27 protein-coding genes and 1 tRNA gene are annotated in these 26,793 nt (G+C 45.9%); 9 read left to right on the top strand and 19 right to left on the bottom strand.

Translation table 11 applies throughout. The features are described from left to right. Window positions 1–24 precede the first annotated feature (24 nt). The 3 genes from H3H32_RS16840 (at window position 25) to H3H32_RS16830 (ending at window position 2,234) form a co-directional block, all read left to right on the top strand. Window positions 25–471 carry a DUF6934 family protein gene (locus H3H32_RS16840; protein WP_182463803.1) on the top strand — a complete coding sequence of 149 codons (447 nt, stop codon included), beginning with the start codon at window positions 25–27 and terminating at the stop codon, window positions 469–471. 18 nt (window positions 472–489) lie between these two features. Then, window positions 490–657, top strand: coding sequence for a hypothetical protein (locus H3H32_RS16835; RefSeq protein WP_182463802.1), 168 nt, complete (start codon window positions 490–492; stop codon window positions 655–657). A gap of 227 nt (window positions 658–884) precedes the next feature. Next, entirely contained in the window at window positions 885–2,234 is a 1,350-nt protein-coding gene (locus tag H3H32_RS16830) for a dihydrolipoyl dehydrogenase family protein (protein ID WP_182463801.1), read from the top strand. Between the two features lie 24 nt (window positions 2,235–2,258). Here the strand turns inward: H3H32_RS16830 and H3H32_RS16825 are convergent, their stop codons facing one another. The 5 genes from H3H32_RS16825 to H3H32_RS16805 all read right to left on the bottom strand — a co-directional run bounded on the left by H3H32_RS16825 (window position 2,259) and on the right by H3H32_RS16805 (window position 7,788). Further along, a complete protein-coding gene (locus H3H32_RS16825; RefSeq protein WP_182463800.1) occupies window positions 2,259–2,984 on the bottom strand; it encodes a hypothetical protein in 726 nt (241 codons plus the stop codon). A gap of 102 nt (window positions 2,985–3,086) precedes the next feature. Next, the gene (locus H3H32_RS16820; protein ID WP_182463799.1) at window positions 3,087–3,305 is read right to left on the bottom strand and encodes a YgaP family membrane protein; all 219 of its coding nucleotides are present in this window, start codon (window positions 3,303–3,305) and stop codon (window positions 3,087–3,089) included. A 142-nt stretch (window positions 3,306–3,447) separates the two neighbouring features. After that, window positions 3,448–4,734: an adenylosuccinate synthase gene (locus H3H32_RS16815; RefSeq protein ID WP_182463798.1), complete on the bottom strand. Its 1,287-nt coding sequence runs from the start codon at window positions 4,732–4,734 to the stop codon at window positions 3,448–3,450. A 176-nt stretch (window positions 4,735–4,910) separates the two neighbouring features. Next, window positions 4,911–5,420: a Fur family transcriptional regulator gene (locus H3H32_RS16810; RefSeq protein ID WP_182463797.1), complete on the bottom strand. Its 510-nt coding sequence runs from the start codon at window positions 5,418–5,420 to the stop codon at window positions 4,911–4,913. Window positions 5,421–5,517: 97 nt separating this feature from the next. Next, window positions 5,518–7,788 carry a RelA/SpoT family protein gene (locus tag H3H32_RS16805; RefSeq protein WP_182463796.1) on the bottom strand — a complete coding sequence of 757 codons (2,271 nt, stop codon included), beginning with the start codon at window positions 7,786–7,788 and terminating at the stop codon, window positions 5,518–5,520. 240 nt (window positions 7,789–8,028) lie between these two features. Here H3H32_RS16805 and H3H32_RS16800 point away from each other — a divergent pair. Next, window positions 8,029–8,110 (top strand) — tRNA-Leu (locus tag H3H32_RS16800). 106 nt (window positions 8,111–8,216) lie between these two features. Beyond that, window positions 8,217–9,566 (top strand): trigger factor, encoded by a 1,350-nt coding sequence (gene tig / locus H3H32_RS16795; RefSeq protein ID WP_182463795.1) that lies wholly within the window; start codon window positions 8,217–8,219, stop codon window positions 9,564–9,566. Window positions 9,567–9,623: 57 nt separating this feature from the next. On the opposite strand, the gene H3H32_RS16790 is transcribed toward tig, so the two are convergent. From H3H32_RS16790 to mltG, 13 genes are all read right to left on the bottom strand, one after another. Continuing rightward, window positions 9,624–10,094 (bottom strand): hypothetical protein, encoded by a 471-nt coding sequence (locus H3H32_RS16790; protein WP_182463794.1) that lies wholly within the window; start codon window positions 10,092–10,094, stop codon window positions 9,624–9,626. Between the two features lie 350 nt (window positions 10,095–10,444). Next, complete coding sequence (locus tag H3H32_RS16785) at window positions 10,445–10,657, bottom strand: hypothetical protein (RefSeq protein ID WP_182463793.1); 213 nt, start codon at window positions 10,655–10,657, stop codon at window positions 10,445–10,447. A 38-nt stretch (window positions 10,658–10,695) separates the two neighbouring features. Further along, entirely contained in the window at window positions 10,696–10,881 is a 186-nt protein-coding gene (locus tag H3H32_RS16780; protein WP_182463792.1) for a hypothetical protein, read from the bottom strand. Between the two features lie 322 nt (window positions 10,882–11,203). After that, complete coding sequence (locus tag H3H32_RS16775; RefSeq protein ID WP_182463791.1) at window positions 11,204–12,091, bottom strand: transglutaminase family protein; 888 nt, start codon at window positions 12,089–12,091, stop codon at window positions 11,204–11,206. A 138-nt stretch (window positions 12,092–12,229) separates the two neighbouring features. Continuing rightward, a complete protein-coding gene (locus H3H32_RS16770) occupies window positions 12,230–13,132 on the bottom strand; it encodes an SAM-dependent methyltransferase (protein ID WP_182463790.1) in 903 nt (300 codons plus the stop codon). A 69-nt stretch (window positions 13,133–13,201) separates the two neighbouring features. Then, window positions 13,202–14,371: a fatty acid desaturase family protein gene (locus H3H32_RS16765; RefSeq protein ID WP_182463789.1), complete on the bottom strand. Its 1,170-nt coding sequence runs from the start codon at window positions 14,369–14,371 to the stop codon at window positions 13,202–13,204. 8 nt (window positions 14,372–14,379) lie between these two features. Further along, on the bottom strand, window positions 14,380–14,709 hold the full coding sequence (locus H3H32_RS16760; protein ID WP_182463788.1) for a winged helix-turn-helix transcriptional regulator: 330 nt from the start codon (window positions 14,707–14,709) through the stop codon (window positions 14,380–14,382). A 451-nt stretch (window positions 14,710–15,160) separates the two neighbouring features. Then, window positions 15,161–16,186 (bottom strand): hypothetical protein, encoded by a 1,026-nt coding sequence (locus H3H32_RS16755; protein ID WP_182463787.1) that lies wholly within the window; start codon window positions 16,184–16,186, stop codon window positions 15,161–15,163. A gap of 103 nt (window positions 16,187–16,289) precedes the next feature. Beyond that, complete coding sequence (locus H3H32_RS16750) at window positions 16,290–16,910, bottom strand: L-threonylcarbamoyladenylate synthase (RefSeq protein ID WP_182463786.1); 621 nt, start codon at window positions 16,908–16,910, stop codon at window positions 16,290–16,292. A 20-nt stretch (window positions 16,911–16,930) separates the two neighbouring features. After that, on the bottom strand, window positions 16,931–17,956 hold the full coding sequence (locus H3H32_RS16745; RefSeq protein ID WP_240543795.1) for a glycosyltransferase family 2 protein: 1,026 nt from the start codon (window positions 17,954–17,956) through the stop codon (window positions 16,931–16,933). Between the two features lie 257 nt (window positions 17,957–18,213). Continuing rightward, the gene (locus H3H32_RS16740) at window positions 18,214–19,170 is read right to left on the bottom strand and encodes a YihY/virulence factor BrkB family protein (protein WP_182463785.1); all 957 of its coding nucleotides are present in this window, start codon (window positions 19,168–19,170) and stop codon (window positions 18,214–18,216) included. A 101-nt stretch (window positions 19,171–19,271) separates the two neighbouring features. Further along, the gene (locus H3H32_RS16735; protein ID WP_182463784.1) at window positions 19,272–19,685 is read right to left on the bottom strand and encodes an acyl-CoA thioesterase; all 414 of its coding nucleotides are present in this window, start codon (window positions 19,683–19,685) and stop codon (window positions 19,272–19,274) included. Between the two features lie 110 nt (window positions 19,686–19,795). Beyond that, window positions 19,796–20,833 carry an endolytic transglycosylase MltG gene (gene mltG / locus H3H32_RS16730; protein WP_182463783.1) on the bottom strand — a complete coding sequence of 346 codons (1,038 nt, stop codon included), beginning with the start codon at window positions 20,831–20,833 and terminating at the stop codon, window positions 19,796–19,798. Between the two features lie 147 nt (window positions 20,834–20,980). On the opposite strand from mltG, the gene H3H32_RS16725 reads away from it, so the two are divergent. The 3 genes from H3H32_RS16725 to H3H32_RS16715 all read left to right on the top strand — a co-directional run bounded on the left by H3H32_RS16725 (window position 20,981) and on the right by H3H32_RS16715 (window position 23,275). After that, entirely contained in the window at window positions 20,981–21,478 is a 498-nt protein-coding gene (locus tag H3H32_RS16725) for a YybH family protein (protein ID WP_240543794.1), read from the top strand. 145 nt (window positions 21,479–21,623) lie between these two features. Continuing rightward, on the top strand, window positions 21,624–22,883 hold the full coding sequence (locus H3H32_RS16720) for an MFS transporter (RefSeq protein ID WP_182463782.1): 1,260 nt from the start codon (window positions 21,624–21,626) through the stop codon (window positions 22,881–22,883). Beyond that, a complete protein-coding gene (locus tag H3H32_RS16715; protein WP_182463781.1) occupies window positions 22,883–23,275 on the top strand; it encodes a hypothetical protein in 393 nt (130 codons plus the stop codon). Before H3H32_RS16720 ends, H3H32_RS16715 begins: the two co-directional genes overlap by 1 nt. A gap of 96 nt (window positions 23,276–23,371) precedes the next feature. Here H3H32_RS16715 and hslU read toward each other — a convergent pair whose 3' ends face one another. After that, entirely contained in the window at window positions 23,372–24,757 is a 1,386-nt protein-coding gene (gene hslU / locus H3H32_RS16710) for an ATP-dependent protease ATPase subunit HslU (protein ID WP_182463780.1), read from the bottom strand. A gap of 151 nt (window positions 24,758–24,908) precedes the next feature. Between hslU and H3H32_RS16705 the strand changes: the two genes are divergently transcribed. Then, a complete protein-coding gene (locus tag H3H32_RS16705; protein WP_182463779.1) occupies window positions 24,909–26,792 on the top strand; it encodes a beta-N-acetylhexosaminidase in 1,884 nt (627 codons plus the stop codon). Window position 26,793: the final 1 nt, after the last annotated feature.

The raw sequence follows: 26,793 nt of genomic DNA, 5'->3' as shown, positions 1-26,793 counted from the left end.
TGCCTGACAGATAGATTGCTTTTCATGAATTACCCGAGTTATGATGTTGCTGTTTCTAAAAATAAGTCGCGCTACGAATTTATTAGCGTAGGTAGGAAAGGACATATCCGGAAAATTGTAGAGTACTCTTATCTTGACGGTCTTAATCTTTGGAATCTTGGCTTTGGTGATTTTGATCCAATTAGTAATAAAATTGACGATGAAGTAATTTCAGACAATGGAGATGGCCGAAAAGTCATTAAAACTGTTGCATTGACATTGGTCCAATTCTTAGAGGCATACCCGAAAGAAACTGTAATCTTTATGGGAAGCGACTCGCGCAGAACCTTACTTTACAATCGTATAGTATCACAATTTTATAACGAATTTTCAGAAAAGCTACTAATTTCGGGATGGAGTCAGGAAGGTATTGAAATTGATATTGAAACTGGCAAACAATACATTGCGTTTATTATTCGTAAATCCAGTTAAGTAAACAATCGGATGACTATGAAGAATTTAAAAGGAAAAATCGAGGGTAAGTTCACTATTGATCCCACAATGGATGAACGATATGGTGATAAGCCGCTCTTTCCACATAAAATTGAGCGAATTAAAAACCTGCTTAAAGGCACTAAATTAGACCCTGCTACATTGAATCAAAGAACCGAAGTTTAAAGTCAAACACATACTAATTAATGTCCTTGATAAATTGATATACTAATTGTTTGTCATTGAAGGATTGTCGACTAACACACAAAGAATCGTATGCAACGATAGCGTAAAGCATCCTATTAACAACTTACAAACGGGGAATCTGGTAAATCTGCCAGATTCCCCGTTTTCTTTTTAGCCATTACCCTGTATTTACTAGTTATATCCTAAAAACTACCAGACACTATTCTATGCAGTCTTTTGATGTTATTGTTATTGGTACAGGATCGGCCGGAAAAACGGTGGCTGAAGCTGTTCGTCAGGCGGGTAAAACGGTGGCTATTATCGATAAATTACCTTTTGGAGGGACTTGTTCGCAACGTGGGTGCGATCCTAAAAAAGTGTTGGTAGGAGCGGCCGAAGTTATTGCCCGATCAGAACAGTTGGTTGGAAAGGGAATCAAGGCCAAGGCTGCTATTAACTGGCCGGACCTGATTCAATTCAAAAAAACATTTACAGAATCAATACCGGATCGAACCGAGAAACAGTTCGCGGATGAGGGCATTATTTCCTTTCATGGGGCGGCTACATTCTTGTCAACGAATACGATCCGCGTAGGGCAAAACGAGCTACAAGGTACCCATATAGTTATTGCAACTGGCCAACGCCCCAAAACACTTAACATTCCTGGGGAGGAGTTGCTCACAAATAGTACTGGCTTTATGGAGCTTGCCCAGCTTCCTAAGAAAATCGTGATGATTGGGGGCGGTTACATTGCTTTTGAATTCGCGCACATTGCTGCTCGTGCTGGCGCGAAAGTGACGATTCTTCATCAGGGCAAACGCCCACTTGAGGCTTTTGATGCCGATTTAGTGAAGCTTTTAGTAAAGGCTATGGAAGCGATTGGCATTAAGATCATTCTGGAAGCAAGCGTAACGTCAGTAAAAGGTAAAGAGGGTAATCTTACCGTTAGTTATCGACAAGGCAGGAAAATTCATTCGATCTCGACGCAATTGGCGGTTCATGGAGCTGGGCGTGTAGCCGATGTTGCCGAGCTGGCGCTGGAGAAGGCGCATGTTGATGTGAATGAGAAAGGAATAACCGTCAACGAATACCTGCAAAGTGAGTCAAATCCTGCAGTTTACGTTTGTGGAGATGCATCAGATAAAGGACCGCCCTTAACACCCCTGGCATCTTATGAAGGGAAGATTGTTGCTGATAATATCCTAAAGGGCAATCGACGTACCTATGATGACGCGCCAATTCCATCGGCTGTTTTCACGGTGCCGACGTTGGCGTCTGTTGGCTTAACGGAAGAGCAAGCCAAGGAGCAGGGACGCAACGTAAAGGTGCTATTTCAGGAAACGACCGACTGGTATGTTAGCCGACGTATTAACGAGCCATATACAGGCTTCAAAACGCTTGTTGATGCGGATACGGGTCAACTAATAGGAGCGCATTTACTTGGCTCGGGCAGCGATGATCTCATTAACCTGTTCACACTCGCCATGAAGCATGGCATTTCGGCAAAAGACCTAGTTGGTACGTTATTGGCTTACCCCACGCATGGGTCTGATTTGAGTTCGATGCTGCCGGAGTAATGCATTGTTGTAGATAGTTGGTTCTTAGCGAGGAAATACTCGCTGAAGAGCCCCCCAGAGTCGTTTCTTTAAGTTTTGATCCGCTTCAATAGTAGGCAACGAGTCTGCCATCAGGAACGTTATGCCTTCGAACCGAACAGGCGAATAGCGATCCATCATAATATCGAGGTTTATTCGCTCAAAGGGTACCCCAAACGTAATGAAGTGATTGATGTATTTGCCGCGCAACAGTTCGGGGAAGTCCATATCTCGCACGCCATGCAGGTTGAGTAAATCAACTCCTTCGACGTTCAGATTGACAGCTTTTAAAATTTTCTCCAAGAATAATAAGTTACTAGGATCTAACTCTTCATCGGCCAATAAAAGAACTTTATGGTTGAGCTGTGGTAGTCGAGGTTGCTGAGTGGGGGGTAGTACAGAAGGAGTTGTTGGTCTTGGGGCTGGTTGAGGCAATGGTTCTGGCGTATGAATTAAAACAACAGGTTCAGGTTGCGCAATAACTGGAGGAGTAATAGATTCGATTGGTGCCGGAGCGATTATTTTCGAGTCCACTTGAACCAGCAATGTCTCTGCGGATAAGGTATCCAACTCGGCTAACAAGTCAATAGGCTCTGTTACATCCTGGGAAATGGTGAGAACTGTATCAACCGAATTAGACTGTAAAGCAGCTGATGTATCCCAAGGTTCGCCGGGGAGTTTAAAGAGCGAATCGTTCTGATAAAGAGTTTGATAAAAATTCTTGGCGGACATAATTTGGCGGCACCCCTGGTTCGGTTGGTCAAAAATACGCAAAAAAGCCGCCCCTGCTTGTTTGTGAACAGGGGCGACTTCAGCTCAATGCTAGTTAACTATTCAATAATTGATCTCTTGTTTGCTGGTTGAAATGTTGAATAAATCGTAAATCCAGCAATAACGCGTTACACAACTAATAAAAAGGACTATCGAAAAGCTAATGAACAGATAAGAAACAATCTCAGACAAAAGCCCTAACAAACAAGGTGCTAGCAAATCAACAATGAGTATGGCCCGCACAATTTGGTCCACAAAACTGATATTTTTTTTGAATAGCATAAGTTAAGATAGTTACAGAGGAAAGTGAAAGTAATTAAAAAATTATATAAACACAATATAAGGATATGATTATCAGATTATTTCAACAAAAAAAGCCCTCGTGTACACGAGGGCTTTTTTTGTGTATAATTAATGTATAAAATTAAGCAATCACGGCGCGCCGATGGATTATGGCTTCACGGTCAGGGCTTGTCGAGATGAAATTGATCGGTAAGCCTAACACATCTTCCAGGAAATATACATAGTCTGCCAACTCAGCAGGTACTTCCTCGAAAGAGCGCATATTCGTCAGGTCGGTCTGCCAGCCTTTAAATGATTTGTAGATAGGGGTTACCGCCGTATCGCAAAGATCATAGGGCATCTGTTCTGTTGTACTTCCGTCTGGCAATTCATAGTGCGTACACACCTTGATTTCGTCGAAGATGTTGAGCACATCAACTTTCATCATCACCAGTTGAGTCACGCCATTAATCATAATCGCATACTTCAGAGCAGGCAAATCGAGCCAGCCACAACGGCGAGGACGACCCGTAGTTGCGCCAAACTCGCGACCTTCTGCCCGAATGCGTTCGCCCGTTTCGTCAGAAAGTTCTGTAGGGAAGGGGCCACTACCAACGCGAGTACAATAGGCTTTGAAAATGCCGAATACTTCACCAATCTGACGGGGAGCTACGCCCAGACCTGTACAAGCTCCGGCAGTCATCGTGCTCGATGAGGTTACGAATGGGTAAGACCCGAAGTCAATATCAAGCAACGAACCCTGAGCGCCTTCGGCCAGAATTTTCTTGCCGCTTTGTATCGCATCGTTTATCGCATATTCACTGTCGCTCAGTTGGAATTCCTTCATGAACTCGACAGCACCAAAGAACTCGGCTTCGGCCTGAGGTAGTACCGACGAATAATCGAAATTGTTTTGATCCAGAATGACTTTATGAATCGCGACCAGCTTGTCGTATTTAGCACGAAAGTTTGGTGATTCTACATCGCCAACCCGTAAACCCAGCCGAGCAACTTTATCCTGATAGGTTGGGCCAATACCACGGAGCGTTGAGCCAATTTTCGACTCACCTTTGGCTTGCTCGTAAGCAGCGTCAAGGAGTCGGTGAGTTGGGATAATGATGGAGGCTTTGCGGGAAATCTGTAGATTCTGGGTTAAGGATAGATTGTACTTTGCCAGTCCGTCGATTTCTTTTTTAAACACAATCGGATCAAGCACTACGCCATTCCCTATAATGTTGAGGATATCGTCACGAAAAATACCGGATGGAATTTGGTGTAACACATGCTTCAAGCCATTAAATTCAAGCGTATGGCCAGCATTTGGACCACCCTGAAACCGGGCTACCACCTGGTACTGTGGAGCCAGTACGTCCACAATTTTACCTTTTCCTTCGTCGCCCCACTGGAGGCCTAATAAAACATCAATCATTCTGAATGAGCCGCTAGCGCGGTTATAGTTATACTGATTCTCTATGGAGAGTGAAACTTACGTTCGGTATCGGTCGTATTTTACCGATTTCTGGAAGATAGGCAAGCCTCTACTGATGAACGATACGGGTTATGTTTAGGCCCGAATAGCACACATCCTATAGCATACCTAAACATTTACTCTTCCATAGCTACAGCAACCTCCTGTGTCTCGTTCGGAATATCCTTTTTGTTCTCGCAGAAATCGCGGGCGCAGGAACCGTAAAAGATCAGGGAGTGGTGCATCACGTTGAATTTCAGCATATCGCCAACCATGTTCTGGATATTCTGAACGCGTGGGTCACAGAATTCCATCACCTTATGGCAATCGGTGCAAATCAAGTGGTCGTGCTGACGGAAACCGTACGATTTTTCATATTGCGCCAGGTTTCGACCAAACTGGTGCTTAATAACTAAATCACAGTCAACGAGTACGTCGAGGGTATTGTAGACGGTGGCCCGGCTAACCCGGTACTTCTTATTCTTCATGGAGATATACAACTCGTCCACATCGAAGTGGTCTTTGCGATTGTAAATCTCTTCCAGAATAGCAAAACGTTCGGGCGTTTTTCTGAGGCCCTTCCGCTCGAGATAAGCCCTGAAAATCATCTGGGCGGCCTCTAAATTCGTTTGTGTCGGCGCAGGCATATCCGGTTCCGATTAGGTGAAAGTGCAAATGTAAGTAAGTTTGGTTCAAGGTTTCATGTTCTAGTCGATAAACATGAAACCTTGAACCTGAAACACGTTAAGAGTCGAAGCGAACGACTTCAAAGACACCCTGAACGCGCTCTAATTTGCGCATCAGGATTTCGAGGTGGCTTGTATCGTGGACGTAGAGCCGAATATTGCCTTCAAAAATTCCATCCTTCGAATCAATCGCCACAGAGCGCATGTTAATGTGCAGCTCGTTGCTGATAACGCGAGTGACATCGTTGATTAAGCCTACCCGGTCGGTACCCGTAATGCGAAGGCCAGCCAAAAACGCCAGTTCTTTCTGGGACGTCCACTTGGCCTTGATAATCCGATTGCCATGATTCGACATCAGTTCAACGGCATTGGGGCAGGTAACTCGGTGAATTTTAATGCCTTCGTTGATTGTCACGAAGCCAAAAACGTCATCGCCTGAAATCGGGTTACAACATTTCGAGAGCGTATAGTCGATCTTATCCATGTCCTCGCCAATGAGGAGCATGTCGGCATCAGCCCGCTCGCCGTGAATTTTTTTGAGTTCTTTTACAAACGCCTTCGCGTCGGGCAGAGCATCCGTATTGAGCTTATTGGTACGATTTTCCTTGGCTTCTTTATCGGCTTTGAATTTCTTGAGTTCGCCAACATCGATATGTCCTTTACCAACCCGATAGAAGAAATCATCCGTTGTTTTAGAGCCAAAATAGGCCCGCAACTGATTGATGATTTCATTGGTCATCTCGATCCGAAGTAAGCGCAACTTTTTGTTGACCGCTTCCCGGCCATCGGTCACGTAGCGCTTATTTTCTTCCTTGATTAAGTCTTTAATCTTTGTCTTCGCCTTCGAGGTGACAACGAAGCGCAACCAGTCTTCATTGGGCTTTTGCCGGTTCGATGTGATGACCTCAACCTGATCGCCGTTTTGCAGGACGTAACTTAGGGGCACGAGCGTATTGTTGACTTTGGCCGCCATGCACCGTGCACCAATCTGGGTATGGATATCAAAGGCAAAGTCGAGGGCCGTTGCGCCCCGTTGTAACACCTGAAGATCGCCTTTAGGGGTAAAAACGAAGACCTCTTCGCTATACAGGTTGCTCCTAAAATCGTCGACAAACTCGATGGCAGCCTTTTTGTCGCCACTACCTGCCGACTCAATCATATCGCGAACCTGGCTAATCCAGGCTTCAATCCCGGCGCCGGTCTGCGTATCGTTACCTTTATATTTCCAGTGAGCCGCGTAGCCTTTTTCCGCAATTTCGTTCATCCGTTCCGTACGAATCTGCACTTCTACCCACTGCCCCAGCTTACTCATAACGGTTGTATGAAGCGATTCATAACCGTTGGTGCGCGGTGTACTGATCCAGTCTTTCAACCGATCGGGGTTAGGCTTGTAGTGATCCGTAACGATGGAATAAGCACGCCAACAAGCTGCTTTTTCCTCATCGGGCGGTACATCCAGGATAATCCGGACGGCAAACAAATCATAAATTTCCTCAAACGGTTTTTTCGATTTGTTCAACTTGGTCCAGATCGAGTAAATAGACTTCGGGCGACCTTTAATGATGTATTTAATCCCTGTTTCGGCGAGATCTTTCTCAATAGGCTCGATAAATCGGCCAATAAATCGATCGCGGGCGAGTCGGGTTTCCCGTAGTTTCTTCGCGATATCTTTATAGGCTTCTGGCTCTACGTGCTTTAGATAAAGGTCTTCAAGTTCTGATTTGATCGTATACAAACCTAACCGGTGCGCCAGCGGAGCATAGATATAAATCGTTTCGGAGGCAATCTTCAACTGCTTGTCGCGGGGCATCGAATCCAGCGTTCGCATGTTATGAAGACGGTCGGCGAGCTTAATCAGAATCACTCGAACATCATCTGACAGTGTCAGCAACATTTTTCGGAAATTCTCCGCCTGTTGTGAGGAGCCGTACTCAAAAAAGCCCGAGATCTTGGTCAGGCCGTCAATAATTCGGGCCACTTTGGGGCCAAAGGCCCGGTCAATGTCGGCAATTGTGGTATCCGTATCTTCAACAACATCATGTAGGAGGGCGGCTACTATACTCGTCGTTCCGAGACCAATTTCTTCAACAGCAATTTGGGCAACAGCCAGGGGATGATATATATAAGGTTCCCCTGACCGGCGACGCATGTTTTTGTGAGCCTCTGCCGAGGTATTAAACGCCTTCTTAATCAGTTTAGCGTCATCTCCCTTAAGCATTGGCTTGGCCGCCCGCAGCAATCGCCGGTAGCGTTTCAGGATTTCCTGTCGTTCCAGCTCTAAATCAATTACGGGCTCGGTATCAGATTGACGTTCGACTGCATTCATCATAGGGGTGTCTTTGGTGGGCCTTGCCCTTCAGTTGTACTCTACTACCAAGATAACAAAATAATAATCGAAAAATGAGCGAAGATTAGCTAAAAATAAAACCTTCTGTAATTTTTCTTGGAGAGTTAAAATCTTTTCGTACTTTTGCAGTCCCAAACCGATGCATAATGTAAGATGCATGATGAATAAGGGCGGTTACGCATACTACATTATTCATTCTACATTGTTCATTGACGGCTACCTGCGGGCGTGGCGAAATTGGTAGACGTGCCAGACTTAGGATCTGGTGCCGCAAGGCATGGGGGTTCGAGTCCCTCCGCCCGTACAAAGTTTAAAAGCGAAAGAGTGAAAGAGCGAAAGAGCGTTGTCTGTAACAATTCACTCTTTCGCTTTTTCACTCTTTCGCTCTTTCATTTTAAACCGACACAAACGTGGATATTACGCTCGAAAAAGCAAGCGACACTAATGCTTCGCTGAAGATTACCCTGACCCCAGCTGACTATAAGCCAGAAGTAGATAAAAAGTTAAAAGATTACGGCCGTAAAGTTCAGCTTAAGGGCTTCCGTCCTGGCCACGTTCCGGCTTCGCTGGTTCAGAAAATGTACGGTAAAAGCATTTTGGTCGATGAGATCAACGCGATGCTGAGTAAAACCGTTAGTGACTATATCCGCGAAAACAAACTGCAGGTTGTAGGTGACCCTGTTCCAGATCGTGATTCAGCCGATGCGATCGATTGGGATAGCCAAACCGATTTCGCATTTAGCTATACACTGGGCCTTGCTTCAGAATTTGATATTGATTTTAGTGATCTGCCAACTGTAAACCAGTATGAAATTCAGGCTGGTGAAGCAGAGGTAGATACAACAATTGCCGAGTTGCAGGAGCGTTTTCATGCCCACGCACATGGCGAGGAAGTTGGCGAAGGCGACACCATCTATGGCGAATTAAAGCAAATTAGTGGTGGCGAGTTTACAGCCAAAACAGCTTTTCCAATGAACCAGATGGCCGAAGAGGCTAAAGGTCAGTTTGTTGGCAAGAAAAAAGGGGATGTGGTTACCTTCGTATTGGAACAGGCATTCCCAGATGAAAAAGCTCGTGCCAATGCTACCGGCGTGAAAAAAGAAGAAGCCGCTGATCTGACCGGTGAGTTCACCTTTGAAATTGACGATATTACCCGCCACGAGCCTGCTGCCCTGAATCAGGAGTTCTTTGATAAAGTACTTGGCGTAGGTGCTGTTGAAAATGAAGAGCAGTTCCGGACGAAAGTAGCTGAGATTATTAAGAGCAACTACGGCCGTGAGTCGGAGCAACTGTTGCGGTTGGACATTGAGAAAATGCTGATTGACAACACCCCGATTTTACTGCCCGACGAGTTTTTGAAAAACTGGTTGATGGAAGTAAACGAGGGTAAGTTTACACCAGAGCAAATTGACGAGCAATACGACGACTTCACGAAGTCGGTTAAATTGCAGCTCATCAAAAATAAAATTGCTGATAAAGCTGACATTAAAGTTGACTTCGAAGAAGTATTGAATGCAACTCGTCAGATGGTGCGTGAGCAGTTTGGTTTTGCCGGTAGCGAAGATGAGGAGATGAACAAAACCATCGACCGCATTGCCCGTAACTACCTCATGGATGAAAAGAACAATGGTCAGAATTACACCAGCACCTTTAACCGGGTGTTTGATGATAAAGTAATTGGCTATGCTAAAACTCAACTGACAACTGCCTCGCAGGATATTACAGTTGATGAGTTCAAAGCACTGGTAGAAAATCGTTAATCGATTTCCTGCACTTAACAAAACGGCCCGATCTATTTTAGATCGGGCCGTTTTGTTTTAATTAAGGTGTATTAAAAATGGCTCAGCTTCCTCGATAGCGCGGCCCAATTGGCGATTTAAATAAATTCGCTGATCATCAATGTAAAAGGCAAGTTCGCCATCGAATTCGCCGGTGAAAAAATAACCATTGGCGAAGTAGCCTGTTCCCCGATCAAAATAGCGATTTAAGCGTTGGGTAGTCAATTGACTTGCTAAATCGTCAACTGACTTAGGCAAGCGCCCCCGCATCCATTCGACTAGTGAGGTGATATCCTGGATCTTGCCCGTAACGCCAACACCCTCGTAAAAATCAATGCGGTGCCCTAGCTCCGACGATTGACTCAATAATTCATCGCTGACCATAATTAGCTCGGCGAAGGCTACTTTCCAGAAGCTATCGTCAAGTGATTTTGGGTCAAACAGGGGAGACTTTAACAACTGGTGTACTCGATTTAAACGCTGCTTAATCTGATCGGCGGTGTATAACATAACTCGACTGGGTTTTGTAAAAGCCGGCCACGGTTCTTACATGATATTGGGATAAACCACGGTGCGCCGTTGCGATAGCACGGCTTTTTGCAAAACCTTGGCAAAAGAGTTGACTTTTATCTGTGCCTATCGTGCATAAGCCCTGTTCTGATTGACTTATCCGGCCGTTGAGACTGAACAATTACCGGGCGAAACGTCCGGTCGGATAGCGTACCCCAACCAATTTGCTGGACCATTCTGACGAGTTGAACAATTAATTTCTGTATCATTTTTTGCTGCTTTAAGCAGGGTTATGTAAGCGTGTATTGTATAAGGTAGAGTGAACAGGAAATGATCTTCTCAACAATTTATTAATCTGCCAAACCATTAATCGTATGGATTCCTTCTTGAATATCAACCTCTAAGCTTTTGCCTACCCATTGATGAAGGTCAATGCCATTTAAATTAAGTGCATCCAGATTGATGCCTTTCTTCAGTAATGCTCCCCGCTGAATACGGATCGGAACGCGGGTTATAAAGCCATCGCCGATTTGGGTAAAAAGGTAATTAAAGATAATTGTCATGAAAGGCTTGGGTAGCCGCATAGCTGTATATCGAATCCTTAACTTCCTAAAGGCAATCGCCCAAATTGTGGAATCAGATCAGATCGTTTGGCTGCTTGCTCTTCGGTTAAAAATAAGATAGTTCGGGTGGTGCCTTTGGCAATGTAAGGCTTCTTACTGGCTTCGGCTAGCTGATGAGCCGCGCGCTGACGTTCCTGGGCTGTTAACTTTGGCGGATGACTCATGGGGCTTATTTTTTACGTTTTAAAATAGGGATTTGACGGGTAATGACTCTAAAAGGCTGATTCATGCTGGTCATAGCAATGTACGCTGGCGTACCTGAAATTAGTTAGCGAAGTGGTTAGTGGCTGGTGAGGCCCCAAGATGGAGGAGAGAAGTGCTAATCGCGACGAGTTGCGTACCTTGTTTCTACTTGCATTGGCGTAATCGTCCATTATCATTGGCATTTTACTGCCCGTAAGCAAGTGCACAACAAGGGTTATTCTAGTTCAACACGTTTTTCGACGAAAAGATTGTAAATAGTTGAAATACTTATTTTTACGTCGGTTATTCGTCAGGTAAACGCGTCAATGTATTGGTGTAGGTAAGCACTGTTTCTGCAAGACCCGCCGTACCTGTTAGTGGTGCTGCGCTGGCTGGGTTCGAGGTACAAGCCAATGGAATGTGGCCCTCAGTAGCCAGCATCCCCGACGTGGGATCAAGGCCAATCCAGCCTGCACCAGGAATATATACTTCTGCCCAGGCATGTAAGGCAAGCAAATTGCGTTCTTCAGGATTATCGGAATTGGCTTCCTTCGTTTTTTCGAGGCCCACCTGAGCTAAATAGCCTGAGACAAAACGAGCCGCCAAACCCAGATTCCGCAGAATTTGTACCAATAACCAACCTGAATCCCGACAGGAACCTATGGCTAATTTTAAGGTTTCGTCGGGTGTTTGTACACCCGGCTCCATGCGGATACTATAGGCTATATCCTGGTTAACCTGCTTGTTCAGATTAATCAAAAAATCGATCGTATTCTGTTTTGATCGATCAATCTTCTGCAGCCATTGGCTTAAATAAGGGCCTTGCTCTTCGGTCTCCAGGTAGGGGATAAGGTCTTTTTTTAGCTGATCCTCATACACAAATGGGAACGAATTAGCGTAGGTATCCAGAAAAAAATCGAAGGGGTTGACTGGTGCTAACGTAGCCACAATCTCCACATCAATGGACATCAATTGCATTGACTCCCAGAAGTCGACCCGGGCGATGAAATTGCCAAAGGGGTCTTGTTGCCAGTGAAGTGTGTGGTTCGTTGGGCGAATCGTTAGTGAATAGGATTCAATAATAGCCGGACAGTGGGCTGCCGGTTTAAGCCGGATAAAATGAGGAGACAGAAAAACCGCCCGATCGTAGTCGTATTGAGTATGGTGATGAATAGCGACGCGAACGGCCATAGTGATGAAGGGCTAGTATAATGAATTTGTCCACAGAGGTACAGCGAGCACAAAGGTGTAAAATTCTGAAAATGAAATTTTTAATTCTTTGTGTTTCCCGTGCTTCTATGGACAAAAGTGCTGTATAATCTTTCCTGATTACACTTTTTCGAACACTAGGCGGTAGTGCTCCATAGTCTCATTCTGAAAACAAACCCGATTGGGGCTTACTCTGAATACAGCAATCAGGTCCTGGAAAGGCTTATTCGTCAATAATTTAGGCAACAGCGAAGCATACAAAAAGTACTTCTGTAAGTTGAACGCCCGGAACCGTTTGCGCCACTGGCCAATGGTTTCGATATAATCCAGTCGACCACTACTTTGCGATACGAGCTTAAAATACGGCTTGGCATTGCGAATTACCTGCTCAGGACCATAGGGGAGCCACGAACCTGGGAATTGAGCAATCATGAGTGCCAACGCGTAGGAAGGAGAGTCTTTAGGGGCATCCAGGCTGATTTCCTCAAATGGAATCATATTTTTACCGAACACCATGGTCTGCATGTAGAAACGACCGCCCACAGGTAGCAGATCATTGAGTTTGGTAAAGAAATCGGCATATACCTGATCCTGCTGACCTGCCTGATATTGCTCCACCGAACAGAAATGTTCCATACCACCAATGCAGCTAACCGCATCGAACGTGCCATAATCGGCGGGGGTAATCAGTCGGCAATCTTTAATCTCAACCTCCAGACCATTTGCCCGACAGGCTTCGGCTTGTCCTTTAGAAAGGGTCACCCCACGACCATTGGCCCCACGCCCTTTAACGAAGGTCAGAAAGGGCCCCCATCCGCAACCCATGTCGAGGATACGTGTTCCTTTGCCAACACGCAGGCTATCGGCAATAAAGGCATGTTTCTGACGCTGTGCCTCTTCCAGCGTCAAAGAGAAATCTCCGTTATACATAGCCCCGCTATAATCGCCGGTTTCCCCTACGCTTAGGCGAAAAATCTTATCAATGGTCGTGTACGTGAAGTCAAGGTCTTGTTGTGAGGCCATAAAGCGGAGAGGAAATGGGAGTAGAGGATGAGTTAAGAAATGATGTAATTCAACACTGTTGGAATGGGCCTATCGTGAACTGGATAAAATAGGCTTCGCTGTCGGCGTTGGGTTTTGGCGGGCCATCGAATGTGCTTTTGCCGATACGGTTACAGCGTCGGGCTGACGACCCAGTTTTTGTAAAAGCCGGAAATGTGACGATAAGGCTGAACCGAAGCTTTGATTTTCGATATAAGGGAGTCCAAACTCGTGGGCTGTACTCTTGACAATGTTGGTAATGGCCGGGTAATGGATATGGCAAACCTTAGGGAACAGATGGTGTTCAATCTGTCGATTTAACCCTCCGCAGAGAAAAGCAGCCATGGCACTGCGGGGTGCGAAGTTAGCCGTTGTATGCATCTGATGGATGGCCCAGGCATTTTGAATATCTCCGTGTTCATCTGGCAAGGGGAAATCAGTACCTTCAACAGCGTGAGCTAGTTGAAAAACAAGGCCTAATACTAAGCCTTCGGCGAGGTGCATCAGAACAAAGCCAATAAGGATTTGCCACCAGGCCAAATCAAGTACCAGAAAAGGCAGTACTAGAAAAAAGAAATAATAGATCGCTTTAGACGCAAATAACTTGATGTACTCGCTACGGGGATGTGTTGAGTTGTCATGATGGCCAATCTGGCTCTTGAAGAACTTTACATAATCCTTCCGGAACACCCAGGATAAGGACGCTAATGCGTACAATGGAAATGTGTACCACTGCTGGTAACGATGCCAGGGCTGAAGCTCTTCGCCGGGATCTAACCGTACGAGGCCGGGAGCAAGGTCAATATCTTCATCATGACCGGGAATATTGGTATAAGTATGATGGACAACGTTGTGTGTGATTTTCCAGATATACGGATTGGCTCCCAACAGATAAAAACTGTTACCCAATAGCCGGTTGACCCAACTGTGAGCCGAAAATGCACCGTGTAAACCATCGTGGGAGACATTGAACCCAATGAACGCAGCGAACATACCCAATACAATGGCCATGCCCAGCATTGGCAAAAGGGTAAACTGGTTCGACATAATCAGGACGTAGAGTACGGTATAGCCAACTAAAAAGAAACTGGCCTTGGCCCACATAGCGCCATTGGCATGTGGCGACAGAGACCTCTCGGTAAAATAGGCGTCAACTCGTTTTCGAACTGTTGGATAAAACTGTGATCGACTCGTATCCTTAAACTTTAATGGGGTTCGCATTAATAAAATCAATTAAATAGTTGACCGATATCCTGAATTTGGCTCAGAATCGGTAAGGCTAACCGGCCCTTCTTTGATAATTTATACTCTACACGCGGAGGCATTTCTGCATATGCCTTTCGTTTCATTACGCCCAGTGCTACCAGTGCTTTTAATTCGCCAGCCAAGACTTTCTCGCTGATGCCGGGCAGTAACTCACTGAGCTGAGTGTACCGGAGCGTTTGCTCTCCCAAAAGCAGGATAATATACAATCTCCATTTTCCGCTAACCATTGCCAGCGCTTTGTTAATCAGGCGTAAATCTGGTTTTTTGAGGCCCTCATGCCGGTTAATTGACATGGCTATCGTTCGTCAATAGAACTGTATGGACACAATTATCCAGGGCAGTGAAATCAGGGAAATCGTAAATATGTACGATAGAGGTAGTATGTAAAAGATGAAAAAGACTGGACTGAAAGTTGAGAAGGGTTAACCTAGATGGGAAACCTTGTTGAGTAGAGCAAACCGTTGCAAGATATACAATACTATCATTACTCAAACCAACCACTTAAAAACTTAACGAACAAAAACGAAAGCAATTATAGAATAGCCTATACTATATTTTAGGTAATTAGCTTACACGCAGGTAAGTTTTTGTAAAACTGATGATAACTGTCAGAAAATCAGTGATTAACTGGATATATATACGCTGGATTATTTTTTCTGGATTTTACAAAATAATAATCCCCGGATAGTTTATGCCATTCCGGAATGGCATAAACTATCCGGGGATTGTCAAAAAGAGTTTGATCTACTGATATTGGATATACATCGGTTTGGGCGTCAGTGCCAGCACCTCTTCGGGCGTCATAATACGAGAGCCTGGTTTGCGGAAGTCATTGTCATAAAACAGTTTGAATCCGGTATACTGTACAGGCTCTTTCTGGATGTAATCGTGGTAGGAGTCCTTCTTAAGAACAGGCGGTCCCCAGCCGTCCATATCCATCACAATCTGGACATTGGGATCGAGCTTGATGTTTTTGTAATTTTTGATCATTCCTTGCGTGAATCGGTGAACGACCAGCACTTTAGGAGGTAAATTGTTTTCCTTAACAATCTTGCTTAAAAATTGCACGGCCTGGTTAACATCAGCAGCATCGTAAGACCCAATTTTGGTGCCTGGTTTTGCACCCGTTACCATCGAGAATTCAGGATCGATGCCCAGGTGAACAAACGGAAGTTTCAGGTATTTTTTCAGGTATTCCATTTCAGGACCAAGCGGAGCATGCCCACGCTGAATGTCCAGAAATACAATAGATTTATGGTCGTTCCCCCATTTTATAACCTTTTTGATCGTCTTGTCAGACATACGGAGTCGGTAACCACCGTCTTTGCCGGGAGCGCCCTGCGCTGATATAGACACTAAATGCAAAGCTGACTGAATCGGGGTAGCTGGATCGGCTTTTTGCCAGTTCTTAATTTCATTGTCGAGCCGTTCCAGCATTTCCTCTTTAGGATATTTGCCCAGAATCCCCATTTTCTTGGAATGTGGGTTGCCGTAATAAGCAAAGATTCGGTATTTAGGTATCAGCGGGCCAGCAGGAGGAGCAAAGGTTAGCGAGTCGAGGGTAGAGTCTCCGGTGCTAACACCACGGGTTGACGCAACGGGTTCTGCGGCTGGTTTGCCCGACGAGTCTGGCGCTGTTTCGGCTGGTTTCGCGCTGGCTTCGGTAGTAAGTTTTCCCGTTTTTGACGAATCATCCTGTTTTGATTGCGAAGAACAGCTGGTAAGCTGACAAACCGCTAATAATGAGAGCGCGGCTAAAGAAAAGCGCATACTATAAAAATGAGTTAAAAGTTGATTCGTAAAAAAAGGGTTAGACTCCGGTGCGAAGGAGTATTAACCCTACGGTGCAAGTATAGAATCTTATTGTAACTTTTCAAAGCACTAATTCACCTAAACCTTGACGGACAACGGCGAACTCGTCATCTGTAGCGTCAACAATTGTAGAAGGAACGTTGCCTCCATAGCCGCCGTCAATGACGATATCGACCAGATTCTGAAATTTCTCGAAAATTAATTCTGGATCAGTGGAGTACTCAATTATTTCATCTTCATCCCGAATCGATGTTGTAATAATTGGGTTGCCAAGCTGATGGACAATCTGACGTGGAATATCATTGTCCGGTACACGAATACCCACCGTTTTCTTGTTGGTATTGAGTAACTTAGGTACGTTGTTTGTTGCTTGGAGAATGAACGTAAACGGGCCAGGGAGCAGGCTTTTCATTAACTTAAACGCCTGATTGCTTACGCGGGCATAATCGGCAATATGGCTCAGGTCGTAACAGATAAATGAGAAGTCGTTTTTGGTAGGCTTGATGCCTTTAATGCGGGCTACTCGTTCAACGGCCCGGGCATTATGAATATCGCAACCCATACCATAAATCGTGTCGGTTGGGTAAATAATCACAGCACCATCACGCAGGGCTTTCACGATATAGTCAATCCGGCGTGGGTCAGGATTTTTTGGATAAAGCTTAATAAATTCAGCAGACATAGTAACCTACTAACGAAAAACTACCCCGCTCGGTTTCGCCAACCACGAACAGGTTGCCATTGGTGGTAAATTCGATAAAATAGATTGACCGGGAAATGGAATCGGCTCAGTAGCAGAATGAGCCGGGTTAGCAGATCAGGTTGCGTAATTTGTTGAAGAAGCTTGCCAAATTGCGCAACCAGCTCGAATTGCTGGGCGTAAAACGCTTTCCGGACAAATGTTTGGATTCGAGCGGCCAGGGCCTGAAATTCATCGGGCGTAGCACAAAGGGTAAAGGCTTTCTGACAAACAATTAGCGTTGAGGGTAGGAGGTGGTTATAGGGCTGTATAACCTGGGTTGATAGCGCAGTAGGAAGGAGCCGTTTTAAGGTCAAAACTGCATCGATATACGCATATTGATAAGTCCGCGCGGATCGTACCCACAGGTCAAAATCCTCGTAGCTAAGTGTCTCGTCGTAGCCGCCCAGTTCAATGAGCATATTTCGTCGCATCATCATGGTTGGTGTACAAATAAAATAAGCTTTCAGAAGGTGCATGAAAACGAATCCGATTGGCACATCCACAAGTGTATGGCCGTTGCTGTCGACGGGATAATGAACACCTGTTTTTTTTCCACCTGCATCGATGTAGGCGGCATTAGAAAAGACAACGCCATAGGTAGCTGGCAATTGCTCGAGTACGTTCACCTGCCTGCTTATACGGTGGGGCAGTAATAAATCATCCGCCGAAAGATCAATAATATATTGCCCCTGAGCGAGCGCCAATCCCTGATTGAATGCTCGATTTAAGCCTACATTGACCGCATTCCTGATAAATCGGATGGTTGGAAATAATTGAACAAATTCGCCAATACGGGTTGAAGAAAGGTCGGTGCTGGCATTGTCAATGACGATCAATTCTATAGTTGGATAGTCCTGTTCAATTACCGATTTCAGCGCCTGCAACACATAATCCTGGTGATTATGGCAGATACAAATAACCGTTACCCAGGGCAGTAATTGAGTTTGGCAAGAATTTAGTGGTGGGTAGCTTAAATCGTTTGCCAAAACAGTTATAAAAAAAAGTTGCGACCCTTGCAGCTACCGCCCTTTCCCTAAAGGGCCTGATAGTTAGGGGTCTATGTTTCGGACGGATAGACACCCAGTTCGTCATCGGTCAAATTTTTAAAATATTTTTCCCTTAGATGTAAGATTGGCTCGATTTTTGGGATTTTCTGACCGAACGCGTTTTGGTCGTACCATTCGTGGTGCTTGACCGAAGCGTGTGCTTTTACATTTATGGGTTAGGTTTTGCAAACGTCATCTCAAGTCTCTGAGGTGGCGTTTGTTGTTTTTGCCGCTACACTCGGGTGTTTATCCCCTTCAAGATTGTAGAGCGACACGTTCATTTCAAACCCAAGAATGAGTAATAACGAGATCAGGTTGATCCAGATCATCAACGCAATCAGTGTGCCAATAGAGCCATATACTTTGTTATACGATCCGAAATTGGAGACGTAATAGGAAAACCCGAAGGTGGTCAGCACAATCAGAACCGAGGCTGTAATGGCTCCCGGCATAATAAAAATCCAGTTCATATTGACGTTCGGCCCGAAGCGATAAATGACCGTAATAGCCCCCACAAACACAGCAAAGACAACCAGGTACCGGCCAATAGCGAGTAGATTGATGAAAACAACGTTGTTCAGGATGCCAAAATGAAGGAGGTAGTCGCTCACGATGCCTCCGATAATTAAGACAACAATGGCCAGAATTAAAGCGAAGGCCAGCGTGAAGGTGAGACCAATGGCAATAGCTCTGATTTTAAAGAAACTCCGCTTTTCGGCCGAATGATAGGAAGAGTTAAAGGCCTGCATTAACGCAACCAATCCACTGGTGGCCGAATACAACGCCAGGACAAAGCCGAAGGAAAGTACACCGCTTCGGGGCCGACTAATGATATCCTGAATTGTGGTGTCGACTGTACTGAATGTATCTCCTGGCAGCAATTCCTGGAAGAATTTCATGATCTGATTCTGAAGATCAGGAATGAAGCTGATATAAGGAATTAGGGTAAAGAAGAAAATAACGGTTGGGAAAACGGCCAGAATAAGACTATAGGATACAGAAGCGGCCCGCTCGCTGGTGTCGTTGTCAGTAATCTGAGCGAGCATCCGTTTTAAAAACGAATACCAGGTCGTTTTTGAATTGAACGGATGATTGGCATGTAGCCAGACCCGAACACCACGTAATGCTTTAAATCCTAAAAGTTTGTCGAACATAAGCTAAAAGTCGTTAGTCGCAGGTGGGGTACAACCATCAATACAAATAGTCGATAATAGCTCAGTGAGCAGACTAATTAGCGACTATCAACTTTTAAAACCTACTGATCAAAGAAAGGTTTGGCCGCTTCGACCAGATCTGTTGGGGCTGCACAAGGTCGACCGGTTTCTGTTCGGACAAATACAAGGGTTGTCTGGCCCGTATTTAATAGTTGGCCCTCCTGATTAAATATCTCATAATCAAACATCAGTCGGGTTTTAGGAAGTTGCGGAATAGTTACCCGGATCGTGAGTAGATCATCGTATTTGGCAGGACGGATGAAGCGGGACGTAAGATCATAGACCGGCATTGAAATGCCATCCTCTTCCATTTTTTTGTAGGCCAGCCCTAAATGTCGGAGTGCTTCAACCCGTCCGATTTCGTAAAAACGAGCATAATTCCCGTAATAGACAATGCCCATCTGGTCGGTGTCGTAATAACGAACCCGAATATTCGTAACGTCGTGGATAATCATAAAATAGGGAGGAGAGGGAAGAAGGGGAGTAGCGGGAAGAAAAGGAGGAAGGGGCAACGACCAACGGTCAATCCTTCCTCCCTCTCTTCCCGCTACTCCCCTTCTTCCGTTTATTTCATAATCTTCATGCGTGTCAGGGCCTGCTGATACAGACGCGCGTTAGCCAGGTGTTCGGCCAGCGTTTTGGAAAACGTATGGTAGCCGTTGAAACGAGCATCGACCACGAAATAAAGATAATCGTGCTGTTCGGCGTTCAGAACGGCATCGATGGTAGTTGGAGCAGGCAGGTTGATTGGACCAGGAGGCAAACCTGCATACCGATAGGTATTATACGGCGAATCGACGGTCAGCTGCTTATTTAATAACCGACGGATGGTAAAATCACGCAGGGCAAAAATTACGGTTGGATCGGCTTCCAGCTTAATGCCACGTTTCAGACGGTTCAGGTACACGCCTGCCACGCGAGGTTGCTCGTCACGTTTGTTGGTTTCAGAAGCCACAATAGAAGCAAGTACCTGCACTTGCGTTTGACTCATACCCAATGCTTTCGCTTTGGCCTGACGTTCGGGCGTCCAGAACTTTTTGTATTCGGTACCCATACGCTCCAGAAATGCTTCAGGTTTGATTGTCCAGAACATCTCATAAGTGTTTGGCAAGAACAGGCAAACAATCGTAGTGGTATCGAAACCGAACTTCTGACAGGTGGCCGGATCGTTGAGCAATTTGCCGAGTGCTTCGGGACCAAATTCAAACTTGCTGCCGACTCGTTGAATAAGATCGCTTTTTTGCCGCATGCTGGTGAAGGTCACGGGCATAGCATCCTGATTGCCACTACGAAGTTTAACCAGCGCTTCCCGGTTGCCCATGAGCGGCTTAATCTCATAACGACCTTCTTTGACTAGTTCAGGGTATTTCATCATTTTGGCCAGAAACCGAAAGGACGTCTCATCGTTGATAACCTTATGCGTTTTTAGCGTATCCATGACCGACTCAAACGTAGCTCCTCGTGGAATGAGCAGCGCAAACGTTTTATCGCCATCGTTTACCTGAAGGTTCGGACTTCTGAAAACCTGCCAGAAATAAAACGAAAATGTCGTTAGCAGGATAGAAACGGTGAGGAAAAGAGCAATTTTTAAATTACGAGACATAATAAATGATGAATGATAAATGATGAATTATGGTCGGACTGGCGTTTCAGAGACGAATGACATGGAAATAATTCATCATTTATCATTCATCATTCATAATTCAGTTTGCAAATTTACGCCAAATCATAACTAATCATCCTACTGCACATGAAGTCTGCATTATCACTCATACTACTTTTAGGATTGACAGCCTCTTGCCGTACACAGGTCGATAGCCCACGCTCCATGAATCCGGCGGCCGCCGTCCGTCAGAAAGCCATCGACGAGATTCGGGAGGCAGACCAGAATTTTAGTATTATGTCTGAAAAACAGGGTATGGCGAAAGCCTTTACGACCTATGCTAGCGATGATGTGATTAAGCTCAACGACGGGACCGCTCCCACGATTGGATTTGATTCGCTGAGGGCTCAGATGAGTCGCCTGCCAGCCAATGGACCCGTTTTGACCTGGCAAGTCCTGAAGGCCGATGCGGCTACATCGGGTGATTTAGGCTATACGTTTGGTCAATGGATGCTCACGAAAAAAGACGATGCCGGAAAACGGAGTGCCCAATATGGTGTTTACGTAACGGTCTGGAAGCGCCAGCGCAACGGCCAATGGCGGTTTGTGGTCGATGGAGGCAATAGCACACCCGAGCCGAAATAGAGTTTGTAGTTCGAGGTTTGTGGTTTGAAGTTCGTGGTTCGTTATTAATGACACGCCAGCAACTACAAACCTCGAACTACGAACCTCAACTTCACCTAATTTCAAAAATGAATGTGTAAATTTGAGCGAACCAAATCCAGTCACTTTGGACGTTCGTTCACTTTTCTCTCGACGTAGCCCCAGCGGCCCCTCTCTTTACACGTTCTCCTTTTGGTTACTCTCGGTTAGTAACTTCCTGTTTTCGGCCAGTTTTTCGATGATGATTCCTGAGTTGCCCGCCTATTTGGAAAAAATGGGAGGACGGGAATATGTTGGGTTGATTATCGCGCTCTTTACATTTACGGCTGGTGTATCGCGGCCATTCAGCGGAAAAATTACGGATACCGTCGGGCGTGTTCCGGTTATGGCCTTCGGCTCGGTTGTCTGCTTCGTTTGCGGATTGCTCTATCCCTATTTGCTCACGGTCTGGGGTTTTCTAACGCTCCGACTCATTCACGGTTTTTCTACAGGAACAAAACCCACAGCTACCTCGGCCTATATAGCCGATGTGGTTCCGGCCAATCGCCGGGGCGAAGCAATGGGTATGCTGGGTTTGTTTACGGCCATGGGTATGTCGTTGGGACCCGCCATTGGCAGTTGGTTAGCCACCGATTTTTCCATGAATATTATGTTCTGGACATCGTCCGCCTTTGCACTGATGTCAATCGGTATCCTGCTCCGAATGCCCGAAACACTCAAGCAGACACAACCCTTTCGACTCGGATTACTTCGTCTGAAAAAAGACGAAATTTTCGACAAAAATGCCATTCCTCCTTTTCTGGTTCTGCTGTTACAATCCTTTTCGTCGGGCGTTATCCTGACGGTCATTTCCTCGTTTAGTGCGTCGCTGGGCGTTACAAACAAAGGGTTGTTTTTTACGGTATATACAGTTGCTTCCTTAGCTATTCGGCTGGTTTTCAGTCGGACATCAGATCGCTATGGCCGCATTCCGGTACTGTTTATTTCAACAATCGTGCTGGCGTTTTCGATGGGGTTATTAATCTTAACCGATTCAACGTTTTTATTCTGGACAGCGGCCATTTTTTACGGTATGTCGTGGGGGATGAATTCACCAACGGTAACCGCCTGGACGGCTGATCTAAGTGACGAGAAGACGCGGGGACGAGCGATGGCTACGATGTACATCGCGCTCGAAGCGGGCATTGGGTTAGGTGCTTTGGGAGCGGGCTGGGTGTTGAATCACTTTGACGGTGAGTCGGGAATCGACGCTTCTTTTGCTGTTTCGGGGGTATTAGCCCTTGTGGCCGTTGTGTACCTGGGATGGTTATGGCGGAAGGACGTTCCATTGCAATCGCATCAGATTGACGAAGCCGACGAGGTGGCATTATTGGACGGGGAACCCTGATGGAAGCTATTGAACCCAAAATTCGCCCACTGGTCGATGTGTTAAATAGTACGGGGCTTATTCGCACGTTTTCAAGTTGCGAGGGTCATTTTTTGCCCGAAGATCAAACACTTGTTGATCGCAATCACGCCGAAGTCCGGTTTTTGCCTGCCGATGGGATTTCAATTGAAGAAGTTGAGAAATGGCTGACTTCTATAGTAATCCGCTTCAAAACCAGACATGGGCTGATCCCCGTAAAGGTGACTGCTTATAAACTGTACACACCTATTGGTGACGAAGCTGTTGAAGAAACGTTTGTTCTCCAGTTAACGCCTTTTAATCGTTTTGAGCCACCTGATCGGAAGCGGGCTGATATTGATCGGGCCATTGGACAGGTTGTGGTATTGGTGTAGCGTGGACATCCTGTCCGCATAGCCGAGGGCTAATAAAATTCAGCTTAAAAATTAGCCTTCGGCTACGCGGATAGGATGTCCACGCTACACAAGTCATTACAAAATGAACTGACTCAAATCCCGGTTTTTTACCAGCCCATTCAGCCGTTCGTTTACTAAATCTTTGGTTATAACAACTTGTGCATTAGCGCCAATAACGTCCGGAATATCGAACATGAAGTCGTTCATGAGATGGCTTAACACGGTTTGTAGCCGTCGGGCGCCAATGTTTTCGACGTCGCTATTGACTTCAAAAGCAATCCGGGCCAGTTCGCGAAGGGCATCATCCTGAAAGGCCAGGCTAACGTTTTCGGCTTGCAACATGGCTTCGTATTGTTTGGTTAGTGCGTTCTTGGGCTCTTTTAAAATCTGATAGAAATCATTCTCCGACAGACTTTGTAATTCGACCCGAATTGGGAAACGCCCTTGTAATTCAGGAATCAGATCGCTGGGTTTAGCTACGTGGAAAGCTCCAGCGGCAATGAACAAGATATGATCGGTATGGATGACGCCATATTTTGTGTTTACGGCACTCCCTTCTACAATCGGAAGCAAGTCGCGTTGTACACCTTCGCGGCTAACATCCGGACCTCCTCCGCCATTACCTGAACGGGCAGACGCTACTTTATCGATCTCATCAATAAAAATAATGCCCGCATCTTCGGCCTTGCGAATGGCTTCATCTTTTACTTCGTCCATGTCGATGAGCTTGGCCGCTTCGTCTTCGAGCATGATTTTACGCGCTTCGGCAATGCTTACTTTGCGCTTCTTACCCCGCTTGGGCATCATGCCGCCAATCATCTCCTGAATATTCATCATTGATAGATCATCGACCGAACCACCCATAATACCGATGTTGGGCGTTTGGCTTTGCTGCACATCGATCTCGATTCTCCGATCGTCCATTTCACCTGATCGGATTTTTTCGCGGAAGCGTTCGCGGGTGCGTTCGTTTAGCTCAGCATCCGAATCTTTTTTCTCATTCTCGAAACCCAGTTGGCCGTTGGCAGGCTTTACGGGAGGAATCAGAATATCCAGAATCGCATCTTCAACTAGTTGTTGAGCTTTGGCCTGCACCGCTTCTTTTTTGGCAGCCCGTACCATATTGACGGCCTGTTCAACTAAATCGCGCACCATGCTTTCAACATCGCGACCAACATAACCGACTTCGGTAAACTTCGACGCTTCCACTTTAATAAAGGGTGCATCGGCCAGTTTTGCTAGTCGACGGGCGATTTCGGTTTTACCAACGCCGGTTGCCCCAATCATTAGGATATTATTCGGCGTAATTTCGCGTTGCATATCGGCGGGGCTGTTCATTCGGCGCCAACGGTTACGGAGCGCAATGGCTACGTTTCGCTTGGCATCCTGCTGGCCGATAATGTACTGGTCCAACTCGGCAACGATTTGCCGGGGGGTAAGGTCTTTGAGTGAGTGGGTCATTGAAAAAAATGGAGCGTATTTGCGCTCCCTTTTATAGAAACACAGGAAACATGAAATTGTGCCAAAAGAACGACGAAATTTGGGTTTTAGACACGTACATTAAAATCATAAGCAAATTCACTTTACTTCTTAATCATCAATTACACGCAGCATGAATCTTAGTCGACTACTAGTTTTTAGTCTTTTTATTGTCACGGCGCAGGCCCAGTCGCCCATTAATTTAATTCCCCAACCTGTTAGTGTTCAGCCTCAAGCTGGTGTATTTACACTTACAAAAGGAACTACAATTCACTATAATCAGGCCGAAGGAAAAGCCGTTGCTGACATGCTTAGTCAGCAACTGAATACGCCAACGGGCTTTGGATTAGCGGCAAAATCAGGTAAAACGGGCAAGATTCAACTAAACCTGACCGAAACCCCTAACGTGCAACTGGGTCAGGAAGGGTATACGCTCGAAGCCTCGCCGAAAGGGGTTGTGATTACAGCTAACCGCCCGGCCGGATTGTTTTACGGCATGCAAACCCTGACTCAACTTTTGCCTAAAGAAATTGCGGGTAAGGTTGTCGTGACGAAGAACTGGACGGTGCCTGCCGTTAAAATTACAGATTACCCGCGCTTTGGCTGGCGGGGAATTATGTTTGATGTAAGCCGCCATTTCTTCACAAAAGCCGAAGTAAAACAGTATATCGATCAGCTGGCCAAGTTGAAATACAACACCTTTCACTGGCATTTGACCGACGATAACGGCTGGCGAATTGAAATCAAATCGCTGCCGAAACTCACTTCTGTAGGTGCCTGGCGTGTAGCACGAGCAGGCCACTATGGCGATCGAGCCGAACCTAAACCCGGTGAACCAACGCCTTATGGTGGATTTTACACACAGGACGACATTCGGGAGGTGATTGCCTATGCCCAGGCGCGTAACGTAACCATTGTTCCCGAAATTGATGTGCCTGGTCATAGCATGGCAGCTTTAGCGGCTTATCCTGAACTGAGTTGCACCAAAGCCATCGTGAGCGTTAATCCAGGAACGGCGTTTTCGGATTGGTACGGTAATGGGACGTTCAAAATGAAGGTTGAGAATACGCTGAACCCATCCGATGAGAAGGTGTATGAGTTTTTAGATAAGGTATTTACCGAAGTGGCCGCGCTCTTTCCAAACCCATACATTCATGTTGGTGGCGATGAGTGTTACAAAGGTTACTGGGCGAATGATCCGGGTTGTCAGGCGCTGATGAAGCAACTGAATATCCGGCACGTTGAAGATTTACAGGGTTATTTTATGGGGCGCGTGGAGAAAATCCTGACAGCGAAAGGCAAAAAACTGCTGGGTTGGGATGAGATTTTGGAAGGGGGGATTTCGCCAACGGCTACCGTTATGAGCTGGAGGGGTATAAAAGGTGGTATCGAAGCCGCCAAGGAAGGCCATAATGTGGTGATGACTCCTACAACCTTCGCGTATCTGGATTATAATCAGGGCGACCCAACGGTTGACCCCCCAATTTATGCCTTCCTGCGAACCCAGAAAAGCTACAGTTACGAGCCGGTTCCAGATGGCGTGGACGCCAAATATATTCTGGGTGGGCAGGGTAACCTTTGGACCGAACAAATACCCTCACTGCGGTATGCTGAATACATGACATATCCACGGGCCTGGGCACTGTCGGAGGTGTATTGGTCGCCAAAGGAGGTCAAAAACTGGCCAAATTTTGTGCAACGCATGGAAAGCCATTTTGAGCGGGCCGATCTGGCCGAAATCAATTATTCGAAAGCGATATACGATGCCATCGTAAAAACAAGCATGAACGATGGTAAACTGCGATTGGAACTAGCCAGTGAAGCGCCGGGTCTGGATATTTTCTATTCGATCGACGATACGATGCCCGACCAGTTTTCTACGCGCTATACTCAACCCGTAGATCTGCCAGAAGGACCTATTAATCTTCGCGTAATCACCTATCGCGCAGGGAAACCCATTGGGCATCTGATTACCCTCTCACGAGATGCATTGCAGAAGCGGATTGGGCGATTTTAAT

It is taken from the genome of Spirosoma foliorum, from assembly GCF_014117325.1.
Taxonomy (GTDB): domain Bacteria; phylum Bacteroidota; class Bacteroidia; order Cytophagales; family Spirosomataceae; genus Spirosoma; species Spirosoma foliorum.
This window is presented reverse-complemented; position numbering and strand designations above follow the sequence as displayed.

Excerpts from the sequence above, each read along its gene's own strand:
- H3H32_RS16840 (WP_182463803.1), top strand. The coding sequence starts at position 25 with ATGAATTACCCGAGTTATGATGTTGCTGTTTCTAAAAATAAGTCGCGC.
- H3H32_RS16835 (WP_182463802.1), top strand. The coding sequence starts at position 490 with ATGAAGAATTTAAAAGGAAAAATCGAGGGTAAGTTCACTATTGATCCC.
- H3H32_RS16830 (WP_182463801.1), top strand. The coding sequence starts at position 885 with ATGCAGTCTTTTGATGTTATTGTTATTGGTACAGGATCGGCCGGAAAA.
- H3H32_RS16825 (WP_182463800.1), bottom strand. The coding sequence starts at position 2,984 with ATGTCCGCCAAGAATTTTTATCAAACTCTTTATCAGAACGATTCGCTC.
- H3H32_RS16820 (WP_182463799.1), bottom strand. The coding sequence starts at position 3,305 with ATGCTATTCAAAAAAAATATCAGTTTTGTGGACCAAATTGTGCGGGCC.
- H3H32_RS16815 (WP_182463798.1), bottom strand. The coding sequence starts at position 4,734 with ATGATTGATGTTTTATTAGGCCTCCAGTGGGGCGACGAAGGAAAAGGT.
- H3H32_RS16810 (WP_182463797.1), bottom strand. The coding sequence starts at position 5,420 with ATGCCTGCGCCGACACAAACGAATTTAGAGGCCGCCCAGATGATTTTC.
- H3H32_RS16805 (WP_182463796.1), bottom strand. The coding sequence starts at position 7,788 with ATGATGAATGCAGTCGAACGTCAATCTGATACCGAGCCCGTAATTGAT.
- H3H32_RS16790 (WP_182463794.1), bottom strand. The coding sequence starts at position 10,094 with ATGTTATACACCGCCGATCAGATTAAGCAGCGTTTAAATCGAGTACAC.
- H3H32_RS16785 (WP_182463793.1), bottom strand. The coding sequence starts at position 10,657 with ATGACAATTATCTTTAATTACCTTTTTACCCAAATCGGCGATGGCTTT.
- H3H32_RS16780 (WP_182463792.1), bottom strand. The coding sequence starts at position 10,881 with ATGAGTCATCCGCCAAAGTTAACAGCCCAGGAACGTCAGCGCGCGGCT.
- H3H32_RS16775 (WP_182463791.1), bottom strand. The coding sequence starts at position 12,091 with ATGGCCGTTCGCGTCGCTATTCATCACCATACTCAATACGACTACGAT.
- H3H32_RS16770 (WP_182463790.1), bottom strand. The coding sequence starts at position 13,132 with ATGGCCTCACAACAAGACCTTGACTTCACGTACACGACCATTGATAAG.
- H3H32_RS16765 (WP_182463789.1), bottom strand. The coding sequence starts at position 14,371 with ATGCGAACCCCATTAAAGTTTAAGGATACGAGTCGATCACAGTTTTAT.
- H3H32_RS16760 (WP_182463788.1), bottom strand. The coding sequence starts at position 14,709 with ATGTCAATTAACCGGCATGAGGGCCTCAAAAAACCAGATTTACGCCTG.
- H3H32_RS16755 (WP_182463787.1), bottom strand. The coding sequence starts at position 16,186 with ATGCGCTTTTCTTTAGCCGCGCTCTCATTATTAGCGGTTTGTCAGCTT.
- H3H32_RS16750 (WP_182463786.1), bottom strand. The coding sequence starts at position 16,910 with ATGTCTGCTGAATTTATTAAGCTTTATCCAAAAAATCCTGACCCACGC.
- H3H32_RS16740 (WP_182463785.1), bottom strand. The coding sequence starts at position 19,170 with ATGTTCGACAAACTTTTAGGATTTAAAGCATTACGTGGTGTTCGGGTC.
- H3H32_RS16735 (WP_182463784.1), bottom strand. The coding sequence starts at position 19,685 with ATGATTATCCACGACGTTACGAATATTCGGGTTCGTTATTACGACACC.
- mltG (WP_182463783.1), bottom strand. The coding sequence starts at position 20,833 with ATGTCTCGTAATTTAAAAATTGCTCTTTTCCTCACCGTTTCTATCCTG.
- H3H32_RS16725 (WP_240543794.1), top strand. The coding sequence starts at position 20,981 with ATGAAGTCTGCATTATCACTCATACTACTTTTAGGATTGACAGCCTCT.
- H3H32_RS16715 (WP_182463781.1), top strand. The coding sequence starts at position 22,883 with ATGGAAGCTATTGAACCCAAAATTCGCCCACTGGTCGATGTGTTAAAT.
- hslU (WP_182463780.1), bottom strand. The coding sequence starts at position 24,757 with ATGACCCACTCACTCAAAGACCTTACCCCCCGGCAAATCGTTGCCGAG.
- H3H32_RS16705 (WP_182463779.1), top strand. The coding sequence starts at position 24,909 with ATGAATCTTAGTCGACTACTAGTTTTTAGTCTTTTTATTGTCACGGCG.